Annotated in this window: 16 protein-coding genes; 4 read left to right on the top strand and 12 right to left on the bottom strand. The window is 61.6% G+C overall.

Annotated elements, in window-relative coordinates; genetic code table 11:
• Positions 1 to 227 precede the first annotated feature (227 nt).
• Positions 228 to 440 (top strand): hypothetical protein, encoded by a 213-nt coding sequence (locus QFZ60_RS11835; RefSeq protein ID WP_307090674.1) that lies wholly within the window; start codon positions 228 to 230, stop codon positions 438 to 440.
• A 323-nt stretch (positions 441 to 763) separates the two neighbouring features.
• Positions 764 to 1,720, top strand: a complete 957-nt coding sequence (locus QFZ60_RS11830; RefSeq protein WP_307090673.1) for a hypothetical protein — start codon at positions 764 to 766, stop codon at positions 1,718 to 1,720.
• 332 nt (positions 1,721 to 2,052) lie between these two features.
• On the opposite strand, the gene QFZ60_RS11825 is transcribed toward QFZ60_RS11830, so the two are convergent.
• From QFZ60_RS11825 to QFZ60_RS11810, 4 genes are all read right to left on the bottom strand, one after another.
• Positions 2,053 to 2,820: an SGNH/GDSL hydrolase family protein gene (locus QFZ60_RS11825; RefSeq protein ID WP_307093298.1), complete on the bottom strand. Its 768-nt coding sequence runs from the start codon at positions 2,818 to 2,820 to the stop codon at positions 2,053 to 2,055.
• A 480-nt stretch (positions 2,821 to 3,300) separates the two neighbouring features.
• A complete protein-coding gene (locus tag QFZ60_RS11820) occupies positions 3,301 to 3,936 on the bottom strand; it encodes a DUF5655 domain-containing protein (protein ID WP_307090672.1) in 636 nt (211 codons plus the stop codon).
• Between the two features lie 265 nt (positions 3,937 to 4,201).
• The gene (locus QFZ60_RS11815; RefSeq protein WP_307090671.1) at positions 4,202 to 5,833 is read right to left on the bottom strand and encodes an ATP-binding protein; all 1,632 of its coding nucleotides are present in this window, start codon (positions 5,831 to 5,833) and stop codon (positions 4,202 to 4,204) included.
• Between the two features lie 334 nt (positions 5,834 to 6,167).
• Positions 6,168 to 6,371: a hypothetical protein gene (locus QFZ60_RS11810; RefSeq protein WP_307090670.1), complete on the bottom strand. Its 204-nt coding sequence runs from the start codon at positions 6,369 to 6,371 to the stop codon at positions 6,168 to 6,170.
• A 164-nt stretch (positions 6,372 to 6,535) separates the two neighbouring features.
• On the opposite strand from QFZ60_RS11810, the gene QFZ60_RS11805 reads away from it, so the two are divergent.
• On the top strand, positions 6,536 to 6,760 hold the full coding sequence (locus QFZ60_RS11805; protein ID WP_307090669.1) for a hypothetical protein: 225 nt from the start codon (positions 6,536 to 6,538) through the stop codon (positions 6,758 to 6,760).
• Between the two features lie 500 nt (positions 6,761 to 7,260).
• Here the strand turns inward: QFZ60_RS11805 and QFZ60_RS11800 are convergent, their stop codons facing one another.
• Both QFZ60_RS11800 and QFZ60_RS11795 read right to left on the bottom strand, forming a co-directional pair.
• Entirely contained in the window at positions 7,261 to 7,575 is a 315-nt protein-coding gene (locus QFZ60_RS11800; protein WP_307090668.1) for a 4a-hydroxytetrahydrobiopterin dehydratase, read from the bottom strand.
• Between the two features lie 57 nt (positions 7,576 to 7,632).
• The gene (locus tag QFZ60_RS11795) at positions 7,633 to 8,256 is read right to left on the bottom strand and encodes a hypothetical protein (RefSeq protein ID WP_307090667.1); all 624 of its coding nucleotides are present in this window, start codon (positions 8,254 to 8,256) and stop codon (positions 7,633 to 7,635) included.
• 82 nt (positions 8,257 to 8,338) lie between these two features.
• On the opposite strand from QFZ60_RS11795, the gene QFZ60_RS11790 reads away from it, so the two are divergent.
• Positions 8,339 to 8,956 carry a TetR/AcrR family transcriptional regulator gene (locus tag QFZ60_RS11790; RefSeq protein WP_307090666.1) on the top strand — a complete coding sequence of 206 codons (618 nt, stop codon included), beginning with the start codon at positions 8,339 to 8,341 and terminating at the stop codon, positions 8,954 to 8,956.
• Between the two features lie 318 nt (positions 8,957 to 9,274).
• Here QFZ60_RS11790 and QFZ60_RS11785 read toward each other — a convergent pair whose 3' ends face one another.
• From QFZ60_RS11785 to QFZ60_RS11760, 6 genes are all read right to left on the bottom strand, one after another.
• A complete protein-coding gene (locus tag QFZ60_RS11785) occupies positions 9,275 to 9,601 on the bottom strand; it encodes a DUF202 domain-containing protein (protein ID WP_307090665.1) in 327 nt (108 codons plus the stop codon).
• 4 nt (positions 9,602 to 9,605) lie between these two features.
• On the bottom strand, positions 9,606 to 10,010 hold the full coding sequence (locus QFZ60_RS11780; RefSeq protein ID WP_307090664.1) for a YidH family protein: 405 nt from the start codon (positions 10,008 to 10,010) through the stop codon (positions 9,606 to 9,608).
• A gap of 2 nt (positions 10,011 to 10,012) precedes the next feature.
• The gene (locus tag QFZ60_RS11775) at positions 10,013 to 10,222 is read right to left on the bottom strand and encodes a hypothetical protein (protein WP_307090663.1); all 210 of its coding nucleotides are present in this window, start codon (positions 10,220 to 10,222) and stop codon (positions 10,013 to 10,015) included.
• 81 nt (positions 10,223 to 10,303) lie between these two features.
• The gene (locus tag QFZ60_RS11770) at positions 10,304 to 11,491 is read right to left on the bottom strand and encodes a 4-hydroxybenzoate 3-monooxygenase (RefSeq protein ID WP_307090662.1); all 1,188 of its coding nucleotides are present in this window, start codon (positions 11,489 to 11,491) and stop codon (positions 10,304 to 10,306) included.
• A 282-nt stretch (positions 11,492 to 11,773) separates the two neighbouring features.
• A complete protein-coding gene (locus QFZ60_RS11765; RefSeq protein ID WP_307090661.1) occupies positions 11,774 to 13,219 on the bottom strand; it encodes an MFS transporter in 1,446 nt (481 codons plus the stop codon).
• Between the two features lie 79 nt (positions 13,220 to 13,298).
• A complete protein-coding gene (locus QFZ60_RS11760; protein ID WP_307090660.1) occupies positions 13,299 to 14,558 on the bottom strand; it encodes an MFS transporter in 1,260 nt (419 codons plus the stop codon).
• Between the last annotated feature and the right edge of the window lie 79 nt (positions 14,559 to 14,637).

Raw genomic sequence — 14,637 nt, 5'->3', positions numbered from 1 at the left:
CCGTCCTGCGTTGGTTGACCAAGAAACGGGGCTCTTCGATCAGAACCTCGGGGCAGGCAGTGGACGTCTGCACCGGACTTAAGTAGCAATAATAAACGGAGGGACTCAGCCAGACATTTGGGCAGCTTTGCGAATATATCGCGACGAATTGCACTTGGGGGACTCTTCACGCCACCCCTCTTGGGCTGGCCACATTAACACACCTCGTGTCCTAATTGGAGACAGCTATGCCCGCACACCATCCCTCAGTTATTGCCGCCCTTTTCCTGGCACTCTTCCTCCCGGCAGGAGCAGCTACCGCACCCTCAGATACTGATGACAATATGTTGACCACCTACGTCGACTGCCCACTGGAACGGATCGGAATCCAGCTGGTGCGGTGCGATAACCTCACCGGCGCGGGAGTAGGGGCACCCATCTGGATTCCGGAACAGAAATAGAGTCCGTCAGCCTAGCCGGCAAGTAACACGAACGTGAGCTCCATGGCCAATGGAAACGATTCACCGGGTTTGCTTCCTGGGTACACGGCTCTTGGATCGTTCGGGGCGCAGTAATGCGGCGCCCGCCGAATAGCTATCATAGCCGTGACCCTCACTGCCCTCGAATGGGGATCACCAGGCGAGGGCCGGGTTTCGAGTAGCCCACTCGATCTCCGACTCCTTGACAGCTCTGGCACACGGGAGGAATGTGGCCCGCACGAAGTGGTCTCCTTCAATCTCACCAGCCTCGGCAGTGGCGCCGGGACAGTTCGAAGGAGAAACGCATGCATATCCAGCCAGCCCTCATTGCCTTGCTCGCACCGGTTCTATGTTTTACCAGCGCCCTTCCGGCTGTGGGCTCGCAGGATGAAGTGCTGAAGGGGGCTGAAAACGGCGACATCGCTTTTGGAAGGTACGACCCTGCACTGCAGGGGCTAAGCCTCTGGGTGGCAGAAGCTGATGGCTCCCACCAGAGGCGCTTGACCTACGACCAGGCAAATTTCTCTGACTGGGGCCCGGAGGGCAGGCTGATCGTGTTTGACTTCACCGACGACACCGGGGTGCACATTGCGACCATCGATCCCGACGGCGGGCACCGGACCACTCTGACATCAGCACCAGGGGTGCAGGAAGCCCCCAAGTGGTCTCCGGACGGCAATTCGATCGTCTATGACGGATTCCCGTTCCCTGTCGATGAGGCCAATTTCGCCATTTCCATCTGGGTCATCGATGCAGACAGCTCAGATCCTCGTCAGGTCACACGCAACGCCTTGGATGTCGAACCCGTTTTCTCCCCTGACGGGACCAGAATCGCCTTCGGCCGCATTACCGGAGACAGTCCCGACGGGCAGCTCGAAGCGATTTACGTGATTAATTCCGATGGTACGGGTCTCCGCGAAGTGGTCGCCCCCCGAGCAGGCCTGGAGCACCCGGATTGGTCCCCTGACGGCCGCTCCATCACCTTCAACATCGCACCCGAGAATCCAGCCGCCGCGGACTCCGGCTCAATCCTGGCCGTCCGGCCCGACGGCAGCGGCGTTCGCGTACTTCAGCCAGCGACATCAGGATTCAAATTCTTCAAGGCGGTATGGTCCCCTGACGGACGCAGAATCCTCAGCGGGTGCGTGGAGGTAAAAGCCAGCATCGACAGGATCTGCACCATCTCCCGCGGCGGTCGAATCAATATCATTGTGGCCGGAGCCCAAAGGGTGAACTTCCCCTCGTGGGGACCGGCCGATTAATATTTGACGTCAACAACGGCTCAGGTTGGCGAGGCCTCTCTGCTCCGTCTCAGGAACTTTCGTCTGGAAACACTCTTTCGAACGCAAGTCAGACTGTGAATCCCAGCAATAAAGGGCAGCGCTTTCGCACCGCTAGATACTGGCAATTTGAGTTCCTCGCGCCTAGGCAGATAATCGAAATCCGTAACTGGAGCTTTCTCGGTGGATCGCCCTGCGGGTGCTGGGTCATTGTTCACCGAGTAATCAAGACCCACTCGCCCGGAAGGTCCGCGTAGTCAAGAACCGCCAGCGGCAAAAATGGGCTTTCTGCACGTCGGAACCTGTGCGGTGATTTATGTCAGGGCGAAGGAATTCTGGCTGACCAATGAGGCAAAGTAGCCGTGCCTGTAGCCTTCCGCCGTTGGATGGAAATTCGCAGGATCCTGCAGGTTATCGGGGTTGAAGTTGATCCATGGGTCAACTGACCCGACCCCATGTCCGGCGAAGGCTCCGGTGACGTCGACATACTGGACATCGCCGAACTGGGCATTGGTGAACTGAGCGACGCCGGCAATTACGGCGTTGAGTCCACCAGCCAAGGAGTTGACTTCGGCAGCCAAAGGGTGGCTCGGATCTAAGGGGAATGGGTATCCCGTGAGGGTAATCTTCGCGTCAGGTGCGAGCATGTGGATCGTGGTCACCAATGTGGTCAGCTCCATTGCAAAACTGCCGTCCGTCAGCATAGTTGCCACACGCGTACGAGCCGCGAGGCATTCAGGCGATGACGGCGCTGGAAGGCATGCGAACAGGAGTTCCGTGGAGTTCAAATCGTTCGCACCCACAGTGAGCGTGACGATTTCCGCTTCCTGCAGAGCAGCGACGGGAAGATTGGCTAGCACCTGGTCCATCGTCCATCCAGAGCACGCGGCGTTGGCTGTCAGCTGCACGACCCGGAGTTTGTCCGCGATGGCAGGGTATCCCTTTTGGCTCACGAAACAGTTGAGGTCTGTATACGGGACCGCGCCGTGACCGGACGCGTACGAGTCCCCGAGCGCAACGTAGTCCAGCGGCGTAGGCCGCGGCGCCGCCTGTGCCGGTATGGCCACTAATCCGATTGACATAGCCGTAGCAGCGATACCTGCCGCGAATGCCGAGAGCCGCCGTCGTCCTGCTGAATGTGTCATTGGTCCCCTTGTAATTTCTGGACGCACGATTCAAGAGGGTGCGTAGGAGCCACCGTACGCCTGAAGGGGGTTCCGGTCATCGGCCAGGAGTACCTGTTTTTCTGTTGGCCCAAGGTTTCGGCAACATCAGCAACTTCAGGATCACCTGTCAGCCCTGGTCCAGAAACGACCGGTCTAAGCTCCTTCAATATCGAGATAGATTCTGTTATTGCCTTCATCTCCGTCAGTCAAGTTCGTGGGTCATTGCGGCTCCTGCATCCCAGGCCGTCGCACCCAGTACTCAAGCGCCATGCCCGGTCTTCCGACGCAACAGCTCCTTGTTCTGTCCAACCAGGAGTTGCCAAATCGCGGATTTTCCCACGAAAGGGTGGGAATATCGCGCAGCAGAGGTGCAATGGACCCGTATAAGACGTGTTCCTAGCTGTTCTGTTTCAATGCCAGTGACAGGATAGCGATTAGTCTGTTATCTACCTGTTCGAGGGATGTCAGGCGGACGCGCAGGTTGAAGGGGTCGTCGGAGCGGGTTTTGATCCTTTCCAGCCGTCCTTCGACCTCGGCGTTGAGTCGAAGGGTTACGTCGACGGCATTGTTGGTGGCCCGGGTGATCTGCGCGAATTTTCGCCGTGGGCTGTGCAGGGAAACGAAACCCTTCCGCATTTGAACATGAATAGCTGCGGTGTTTGAGGCCCAGGTGAGAATTGCGTCTGCAATGGGACGCAGCTGCGGATGATGCTCGTACTGTCCGTTGATGAGCTGATCGGCGTCCTTGAGCATGAAGTCCGGGTAGCCGAACATTTCCCAGGACACGGCGTACTGCGCATAGCCCGTGATACCGAGCTCTTCCCGCATCCAGTCACGAAGTTCACGGTCATTGCGGACTCCGGCATCGCGGGCCCGTCCCACCCAGTACTCAACGTCATGCCCGGTCTTCCGCTGCAGCAGTTCCTTGTTGCTGTCCACCATGTGTTGCCACGTCCCGGCCTTGTTGTCGCGGGGAGCCGGCCCTTCTGGAGTTGACGACTCAACGGGGCGGGGTTCAGCGGAGTCAGGCATTAATCGATCGTAACGCAGCGTTTCGCCGGCGCTGGCAGTCTATCGACTGGGACTGGATACACCCGGTCAAGGTTTGTGGTCTGCGCTCTGACGATGCGTCATGAAGCCTCCGGTGAAAGTTTCACCAATGCTGACGCAACCCACCGGCTTGGGTCTGGGCTCCTCAGCTGCAGGCGTGGAATGAGGAAGCCGCATCGGAGGCAGCCGAATTGGGGACCTATCCTAATGGGTAAAGACAAGGCTCATCCGACCGGGGGCCTTGTTCTTAGGAGATCTTCTCCATCGACGCCGCTCCGACTCTTGTACGTGGCAGGGTCAGGGACACTGTGGTGCCCTTCCCGGGGCTGCTGGAGAGAGTGATGGTTCCGTTGTGGTTTTCGATGATGGACTTGGTGATGGCCAATCCAAGCCCCGCCCCGGGGATGGTGGAGGAGTGCAGGCGGGCGGCCCGGAAAAACCGTGTGAATGCCTGGGACATTTCTTCCTCTGTCATGCCGATACCGGTGTCAGTGATGCAGCAGTAGAGGGTGTCTTCGTTGGCGCTGGCGGAGAGGGTGACGGACCCGCCGTCACGGGTGTATTTGAGGGCGTTGGAAATCAGGTTGTCGATGGCTTGGCCAATGCGGTCAGGGTCGAAACTCCCCTTAAACTGGCAGCCGGGTTCCACATCGAGTGTGAGATTGGTGCCCGTTGCGTGCGCCTTGGGACGGGCGGCTTCGACGCTGTGCGCGAGGATTTCGGCGAGGTCTGCCGGGCGCGGGCTGATGCTTAAGGCCTCGGTGGCGGTGGCAAGCAGGTCATCGACCAGGCCCAGGAGCCGCTGGGTGTTGCGGCGGATCACGGTGAGGTATTCCTCCAGGTCCGGGTCCAGGTCCTCGTCCTGGGCGAGGGACAGGTAGCCAAGGATTGAGGTCAGCGGGGTCCGCAGCTCGTGGGAGACGCTGGCGACGAACTGGTCCTTGACTTCGAGTGCTTCCACGAGTGCTGTGACGTCGGTGAAGGCCATCACGGCGCCGGAACGGCACCCGTCGGGGCTCTTGATCAGCCGGCAGGTGGCTGAATAGGCGCGCTGGTTGGTGCCGCTGCCGATCCAGAGCAACTCGTCGGTGAAGGATTCACCTCTCGCGGCCCGGCTGCGGGGGCTTTGTTCCTGAGGCAGGGGAGTGACGCGGTCCCGGCCGTAAATGGTGATCCCTGAGGGATTCTCCGCCGCCGGGTCCTTCCGGACCGCACGGGTGAGGTGGCTGCTGTACTGGTGGTTGGTGAGGGTGGTCCGGCCTTCGCCGTCGACGGCGGATACTGCGACGCTGACGGTGTCCAGGATGGTGCCGAGCAGTTGTTCGCGGTCCTGGCTGACTGCCAGCAAATCGCGCACCTGCGTTTCGCGTTGTTCCAGGGAGTGCCGTTGGAATGAGATGACGTTGAAGGCGCCGTACGTGGTCAGGGCTACGGCTCCCAGGATGGCGGGGAGCAGGAGCACGCGGATGAAGTCTGCCGGGTCGACGTCCGTGCCGAGGATGATTGGGGGCAGGACTGCGCTGAGGACCGTTGCCATCACGGCAATGACGATTCCTGAGCGGTGCCGGCTTGCTGAAAGCCAGACCACGGGAAACACGAGGAGGAAGCCCAGCACAGCCAGGTACTGGTCGGCGGCTTCGCGGGTCAGCCCTATGGCCAGGCAGTCCAGGAACGGGATGATCAACGCTGCCCTCGCTGGCAGGCGTTCCCAGGGGATCAGTGCGCAGGCGGCAAGGAGGAGCAGGTGAGCTCCCATGCTGAGGATGAGCGGTGGCGACCAGTCAAGGGCTGGGTGCAACATTGCCACCAGTTCGGTGACCAGCAGCATCGTAACGGACAGCGGCAGCTGGAAGAGGACTGTATGGCCTCGGGGCCCCAACGAGCGAAAGTACCGTTCTGCGCCGACCAGAAGCGTGGTATCCCCCATAAGGGCATTCAATCACACCCGCTGCAACGCCCCGGACATTGATGCCACGGCCCAGAACCTGACCTTTTCCGTGACAGTGAGTTTCCCTCCAGGAAGCAAGGGAAGGCATGGACGCAGGCGACCTACCCTCCACAGCCCCACTTTCCGCGCCGCGCTTCGGAGTGTCCAAGAGAGGGAGGACCTAAGGCGACTTGGGCGTTTTGAGCCGGGACCATAAATTGGGGCAGGAACACGTCCGATGCGCCGGGCGCCTCTGCGGCCTGTTGCGTGGCCACCAGCGCCGGCGTCATTTAGCCAGTTCCTCTATCGTTACTCTCAGAACTTCAACCTCCAGCCCGTGGAGGAGGGGGATGTCATGAACGAAGGCGTCCAGTTCCAAGACCCCAGCGCTTCCTCCTCGTGATTTGTACTGAAGCCAGAGGTCCTCAATGGACAGTTCGCCTGTTTCCAGGAGGTGCAGGGCTGCTGGGCGAGGATCGTATCTTTTCATCTCGACCTTTTGGATGCAGTTTGGGTCATGTGATGTCTTTGCTGGAAAGGCATCATAAGAGACGGTGGACAGCCACTGCTTGACGTCCTATAAGGCTACTCCCTGACCGGATATAAGGACTATCGGCTCTGTACCAGATCGACTTTGGTCGGAAAGACTCTTTCATGCCGTTCTTCCTCGAATACTCGACCGATAAGAGCGGTGGTTGTTTCACGGTTGAAGGCACCAATTCCAGCGACGCCATGACAAGGGCAATTGACGCTCTGCGCGGCATGGGTTGCACCAGCGCGGCCTTACGGCAGAATTTTGATCCGCAGCCCGTCTTCGGGCAAGGCTTAATCATCGCTACCTACACCGCGCGCGCAGGCTGGAAAGTCCACGGAGAGTAACCCAACCAGCGCAATCCGGGCCTGCCGCGGGCCGGATCCCTCACGACGGTGCCTTCCCATCCGGCGGTCATAGGCAAGGATCAGGCAGCGTAGAGGTCGTGAACTCCGGCTGCTTGCGCCGACTATTTGCGAACGCCGATACTAGAAATTCTGTCAGTCTGCCCGAGGCGGAAACTGACGGTCTTGGCGCTGCCACAAAGCTGCCCAGCGCAGGGCCACATTTTCAACATTCGTGGTTGCCTGCGTGCTGAAGCCAAAGTGGCCATCATTCCGGCTACAGCAGGTTGAAAAATACACTTCCGGGAAGTGCCGGAACGTCCAGCGACAGCACATCAGTGAGCAGGGCGGGGGTGTGCCCGGGACTGCCAGGAAATGGGCAGCCGCGTGTACCGCCGCATGGGCGTGCCAGGCGGCCAGGATGGTGCGGCTCCGACCGCGGCTCTTGGGTTATCCGCTTAGGGTCTCGGCGATCCGTTCGCCCCGTGTCCGACGCCGCGGACTCACGCGGCGGCAGAGACCCCGAGGTCTGCGGCGTGACCGCTGATGGTGTGGGCCAGGTTAATGTCCCGACTGGTGATACCGCCGACGTCGTGGCTCGAGAGCGTGACTCCGGCCTCGGGGTAAGTGAGTGTGAGGTCGGGGTGGTGGTTGGCCTCCTCGGCGGAGGCGCTGACGCGGTTCACGAGCTCTAGCACGGTCGAGAACTTCCGGGTACTGAAGCTGGCGGCGAGGTCTTCGCCGGTCACGCTCCAGGCTATTAGCCCGGGTTCGGCGAGCTCGGCGGCGGACAGGAGCCGGCCGCAGAAAGCTTCCACGTCGTCGATCTTCCTGTCAGTGGCGGGGTGGGGGCACCACGACGGGCATCCTCACAATCAAGATGCTGCGGTGGTCGTTCCGGTTTGAACGCTTGGTCGTTTACGAGCGTCTGCTGTGAGCAGGAGGACTGAGACTATGGCGATCCAGAGGAAATCGGGTTGGAAGGAAATCATGAACAGTGGTATCTGGGTGAGCAGCAGCGGTCGCAGGATTGTCACGATGCCGGCGATGATGCCGAACCAGGCGACCCACTTGGGCAGACCATCGGCGAGCAGCGAACTCGCGCTGAGGGCAATGATGACGACTCCCAAAGCTACCTGTCCCTGTGCGAGGGCGGTGAACCAGAGGCCCTGCAGCAGAAGGGCTGAGTTGATGTCGAGGTTATAGTCGGGGGTTGAACGCAGCACTATGGCGATGCCCGTCGATAGTGTTTCTGACAGCAGCCCGCCAGCGAGAACGCTCCATTCCGGAGGTAGTCCGCGAGTTTCCCTCCCGCACCGGCATCCCAGTAGCTGGGTGTCCTTTGCAGGGCTATCGACAGGGGACCATTGATCACGATGGCTGCAACCATCCCAAGCCCACACCACCCCGTAAGGCGACGCGCTCGGCCATTGAGTAAACAGCCATCCGGCAGGGCCGGTGAAAACACCGCGCTGCCCCTTGTTTCTGACGACTTCCACATTGCCCTCTCCACCTCACGTTAGTATGACTCTAACGAACCAAGTTATACTCCACTTAATTTGCCTTGACTATACTGAACTCATGAATTCTTCCGGCCGAATTACCCATCGACAGCGGCAGGCTCAGGAAACCAAAGATCGAGTGGTTGCCGCAGCGCGCACGCTGATGTCGGCCAACGGTTGGGCCGCTACCACCATTGATTCCATTGCTGCGGAGGCCGGCGTCGCCCCTCAAACGGTCTATGCCGCGTTCGGAAACAAACGTGCCTTGCTCGAAGGTATGCGCGAAGTAATGCTGCGGGAATCGAAAATACCTGACCTGATGGCCCGTGCCGCCGCCGAACCCGATGCCTCCAGCAGCCTTAAGCTCTGGGCGGAACTGGTGCGCCAGCAGATGGAGACAAGTTATGACGTCATCTCCATCCACCGCCAGGCCGCGGCGTCCGACCCAAAGGTCGCGGCCGATTACCGCAAAGTATTAGACAACCGGGCCCGAACCTTCGCAGAGTACATCCGCAACCTGCGCAACGATCTCGCCGACGGTATCGACGAAACGACCGCAAGCGACCTCCTGTGGTGCTTCTCGAACGAGGAAATCTATCGGGAACTTGTCCAAGAGCGCGGCTGGTCGGCCGATCGCTACCAGCAATGGCTTGCCGCGACGCTTGTCGCGCAGCTCGTTACGAGCCGAACCAAATAGCAATACGACCGCGCTGAGATGAAGCTGTCCGGCTCGCTGATTCCGCCCCTACCAGCCCTCGGGCTCTCTCCAGAAAAAAGTAGGATCCAAAGCTCGACTTCGTCGGGTTGGGGTGTAGGCCATCTGGCTGTGCGGGTGGGCCCTTGACCAGGCCTGCCGATTGATCCGTTTCGATTACCAAGGGAAGCCATCTTCGAGAGCGCTACTTGGTGCAGTTCTGGTCTGGCAGCCCTACTAGATATGGTGCGAATTGTTCGTAGCTGAATACTCACTTCTACAGTTGGCTGTGCTGTGGAAGCGCTCTCAGCACCTTCAGTTCTAGCTGGCGAGGACGATTGCGATTCCGAATATTCCCAGCACTGATCCGGCCAGGGCTGTCCACAATACTGCGGCTATGTCGGCGTTAACCTTTTGCCGTGTGATGCCATGGGAGCTGGTGCTGTACCGCCGGCGCTGGGTGAAGTAGATGACAGCGGCCGCAGTTACAGAAATTGAGAGTAATGCCAGGACGGGCAATCCGTGATGAGGAAGCCAGCGGAGGAAGATGGTGCTGGCACCTGCGAGGGCCATCATGGTTCTGCCCCAGGCAAGAGTGGTACGTTCCGGTTGCAGGCCAGCATCTTCGTGAATGCGATGGGATGTCATGCTTTCAGGGCCAAAGGATGACGACCAGTACGATGGCGGCTGCCAGTGCGCCGGATGCGGCCAGCAGCGGAACAATAAGGGGGAGTGGAAGGGGCGCCTTACCGCGGATGCTGCGTTCCACCCGCAGCCACCGCACAGCCGATCCCGCGCTCAACATGATGCCCATTAGAAGCAGAAGGACCGCCAGTGCCTTGCGGGCGGGTTCGAGGAACAGGTCTGCCGTGAACGCCTCAATAGCAATACCGCCGGCCAGGAGGGCGAGGGAGGTGCGGATCCAGGCAAGGAAAGTGCGCTCGTTAGCGAGCGTGAAGCGGGGATCCGGCTCTGATCCGCCGGGGAGCAGCCGCTCGGCGATCCGTCCGCGAGGGGGCGGAACCTGAGCGGTGCCCTTCGTTATGTTGCTGGGCATGGTCAGTGCGTTTGCTTTGGTCGGTGTGCCATGTTGATTGGTCGATCCAGCGCTTCATGCTGGTAGTGCAGCAGAAACTCGTGTTTGTAGTGAAGTCCAATCCAAGGCGAGGCAATAACGCCATCGATTTCGGCAGCCAATTGCAATGACGTTTTCATGTTCGCTGCTTCGAGTCCCGGGTTGGTGGTTGGGTGGGGGGTGACTGGCTTCATGTCGCGTTTCCTTTCTTGATTGTCCGCGTGCAGCGGTGGAGCATTTTTCGTCGGCAACACATCCACCTCCGCACCGGTCCTTCACGAGGCGGCGGGCCAGCCAGTGTAGGCCTCGGCGAGGTAGGCCATGCCGTGGCGGGATGAGACCACTGAATTGAGTTCGCCGAGCTGGCGGGCGCGGGAGAAGTCGTCCTCGCCGGCTTGGGTGTGCAGCATGGTGGTCATCCAGTAGGAGAACTGCTGGGCCTTCCACACCCGGTCCAGGGCGCGGTCGCTGTAGGTCTCCAGCAGCCGGTCGGAGCCGGCGTTGTAGTGGCTGTCCAGCCCCTCGAAGAGGACCTTGACGTCATTGATGGCCAGGTTCAGGCCCTTGGCGCCGGTGGGCGGCACGGTATGCGCCGCATCGCCGGCCAGGAAGAGGTTGCCGTGGCGCATGGGGGTGTGGACGAAGCTGCGGAAGGGAAGCACCATCTTCTCCAGGACCGGCCCCTCCTTGAGTTCAAAACCGTTGCCGTTGACCCGGCTGCGGAACTCGGCCCAGATCCTGTCGTCATCCCATTCGGCCACGTTCTCCTTGGGGTCGCACTGGAAGTACATCCGCTGCACGGTTTCCGTACGCTGGCTGATCAGGGCGAAGCCGTTGGCGGAGTTGGCGTAGATCAGCTCATCCGAACTGCGCGGCGCCTCGGCCAGGATGCCGAACCAGGCGAAGGGGTATTCATGGAAGTACCACTTGCGGTGGGCCTCGGGAATCTGGAACCGGCAGTGGCTGCGGGAGCCGTCGGCACCCACCAGGAAGTCCGCCTGGATCTCGAACTCAACGCCATCGGAATCGGTGAACCAGACCTTCGGCTTGCCCTCAAGATCATGGACGGAGGTGTCCGTGACGCTGTAGCGGACGTCGCCGCCGTCGTCCTTCCTCCGTGGGGCAAGATCCAGGAACACGTCCGTCTGCGGGTACAGCCACACGGACTCCCCCACAAGGTCCTTGAAATCGACCCTGTGGCTCTCGCCGTTGAACCGCAGTTCGATGCCGTCATGACGGTCCCCGTCGCGCAGCACCCGGTCCGAGACCCCGCTGTCCACCAGCAGGTTGACGGTGCCGTGCTCCAGGATGCCGGCGCGGACGGTGTGGGAGATTTCCTGGTGGCTGCGGACCTCGATCACCGTGGATTCGATGCCTGCCTTCGCCAGGAGATGGGAGAGCATCAGGCCTGCCGGGCCGCTTCCCATGATGGCCACTTGGGTGGTGATGACTTTTCGTGCCATGGCTGCGTCTCGCTTCGTTGCGGGCCCCGCAGTGGCGGTGGCCTGGGTGGGTTCAGTTGCCTCCCAGTCTGCGCTGGAAGGGGTTCCGGTGTTATGCCGGTTCCGTTGAACGGCGGGTGGGTCACAGGGTTCGCCGAGTCACTTGAAACTGTCCTGGGCTGATTGACAGGTTTACGTCCTGTCCAGGAAACGGAGAACATTCGGGATTGTCCGGCTGTGACCGACCTTTAGGGAGTGGTGGCAGCTGGCAGGTAGGCTTCGGGCCGTCCCGGAACGAACCGGCTAAGCCTTGGTGCTTGCTTGGGCAGGTGTGACTTCCAGGCCACTGGGCGTGGTGGATGCATCAAGAGTGGACGCGGCGGGAGCCCCATCATGGGCTACGTCCAGGCCAAGGCTGCGTCGGTCCCGCTGCTGGTTGACGAATACCAGGGCCAGGACGCCGAACGTCAGCAGCAGCGCTCCGGCCAGGGCGAACGCTGCACGGTATCCTTCAGCGGGGGTGGCTGCGCCACCGATCAGGAAACCTGAGACGGCGGGTGCAAACACGCCCCCGGTCGTGAGGACGGCATTGGCGATGGAGAGGTTTGCGCCGCGCTGCGCGATGGTGGTCAGCTCGGCGACGACCAGGTAGGTGATGGCGAAGAGGGCGGGGGCCGTTCCGAAGCCGAAGACCATCAGGGCGATGGACAGGACTGGCGAAGTGGTGAGTGTTGCTGCCACGAGGCATGCCCCGGCGAAGGTACCGGCGCTGCCGAGCACCCAGCCGCGGGCTTTCCTCGTGGGTACGCCTTTCAGGTGCAGCCGCTGGGTCAGGGCACTGAGACCGACGGTGGCAATGGTGCCCCAGGCGGCAGGAAGGGCGATCATGGCGCCGGATTGCTGGCCTGTGAAGCCGAGCACGTTTTGGAAGTACGCCGGTCCCCACGACATGGCCAGGGTGAAGGTCCAGTAGCCGAAGAAGGATGCCAGGACCGCGAAGATCCAGCTGGGAGAGAGGATGGTGCGCCAGTAGCGGACCTTGGTCTCGGTTACGGCGGGAGCTTCTTCGGAGCCGGTGCCGTCGATTTCCTGTTCGGCTTTCCGGCTCGTGTACGGGCCTTCCTTGCCTGCAATGAGCCAGAAGATGGACCAGACCAGGCCCACGATGGCGAGCAATGCGAAGGCCGTCTGCCATCCAAACTGCCCGATGACCCACGCCAGGACTGGTGCGAAGGCTACGATGCCCAGGGTTACGCCGGAGGAGGCAAGAGCTGCCGGGGTGGCGCCTTTCTTCTCCGGGAACCACTTGTAGATGCCGTGCATCAGCACCGGGGCCAATGGTCCCTCGCCGGCGCCAAGCAGCAGCCGGCTTGCCCAGAGTGCCGGCAGGGAGGCGAACAGCAGGATGGGGACCTGCGCCACGGACCACAGGAGGCAAAGGACCAGCAGGATCCACTTGCTCGAGATCTTGTTGGCGATCGGGGCGGCGACGATCTGGGCTACGCCGAAGGTGAGGAACATGGCGCTGCCCACCAGGCCGAACTGCTCGGGAGTGATGCCCAGCTGCTTCATTATCGGCACGGCAGCGATGCCGAGCACCGCTTTGTCAGCCCAGCTGAGCATCATGAGGAAGAGGACGCTGAACGTAATGAACCAGCCGTAGCGGTTGCGCTTGGCCCGTGACCAGGTCCGGGGATCGCGGGAGGCGGCAGTGGCCGGCACCACGCCGGTAAGGGGAGTTTCAGACACGGTATGCCCAATCGTTGAAGGGGAAGTCTTTGCCGGTTTGGGGCGGCGTTTCCTTGACTCTAGGCTCGTGTGACGGGCCTTACATTCGAGCTTTCCGTTGGGCGGAAAGCGACTTTTCGCCCCGGCGCGCAGTGCTTGCCGTCCCGCTCGCGGCCGGGCCCAGAAGTGCCAGCAGGCCCATTCCCAGGATGCTCAACCCGCACGTCAGCCACCACGTGGTGTTCCAGCCGCCCGTGGTGGTGGCCAGCAGGGCGAACAGCATGGGTCCCAGGAAGTTCCCCACGTTGAAGATCTGCTGCGTCAGCCCCAGCACCGCTGTGACGGAACCGTCAGCGGGGGCAATGTGCACGGAGTACCTGGTGACCGCGGCCGGGATGAGACCGCCGACCGCGGAGAACACGGCGATCAGGATGAACTGGAACAGGATGCCGTTGCCGATGTTCTCCCAGTCTGCGGCGAAGGTGGCCGCCGACGCTGCGGACATGGCAAGGAAGGTCCAGAAGATGATTTTCCGTTCGGACAGTCCGCGCTGGATGAGCGGGCCGGCGCTGAGTGCCCCGATCGCATTGACTCCGCCGACGACGGCGCTGAGGATGCCGGGAAGCGGGCCCTCCAAGCCGGCGGAATGGTAGATGGAGGGCAGGAAGCCGAGCACTGCCATCCATTGGGCTGTATAGCAGGCGAAGACGACGCCGATGATCCACGGCTGGGGCGAGGCTACTGTCCGGCCGACGCGGCGGAGGGCAGCGCGGAGCCCGGCATCGGCCGGAGACTCGTCCCTGGGTACCTGGCGCAGCAGCAGAGGCACCGGAAAGAGCGTGAGCAGCGCCATTACCAGCCACCACTCGCGCCATCCGGCTGCCTGTAGAAACAGTGCTCCGGCCGTGAGGCCTATCAGCGTGGCCATGCCCTGGAAAGCACCCCAGCTTGCCAGCGCCACGTTCAGCCGCCGCGGTGGTGCCACCTTGCGGATCAGGGCAGGGGCGACGACGACGGCCAGCAGGAATCCGGCGCCCTCCAAAGTCCGGGCTGCCATCAGCAGTTCGGTGGTGGGGGCGGCGGCCCCCAGCGCGGAGGCGGCGCTCAGCAGTACCAGCCCGGTGAGCAGGAGTCGGCGGAGGCCAACCAGTTCCCCACCCACCGCCGTGGCGAGGCCACCCACCACGCTGGCCAATTGGATGATGCCGAGCAGCAGCCCGCCCTGAACCAGGGTTGTGTCCAGATCCGCCTGGATGCCGGCCAGGGCGGCAGGCAGTTTCCAGATGTGCATTGCTGCCGCGATGCCCGCTGCGAGGACGGCCAGCCAGGCCCCGTCCGCCGTAATCCTTGAATCTTTCATTGCTGGTGCGGGCGACGGCAGTTCCAAAGAGTTGTCCTTGATGCGGGATGGCGGGGAGGTTTCCTTGGTACCCGGGTTC

Origin of the sequence: Arthrobacter sp. B2I5, assembly GCF_030816735.1 — a bacterium.
Classification (GTDB): Bacteria; Actinomycetota; Actinomycetes; order Actinomycetales; family Micrococcaceae; genus Arthrobacter.
Note: the sequence above shows the minus strand (reverse complement) of the source record. Positions and strands in the feature narration are given on the sequence as shown.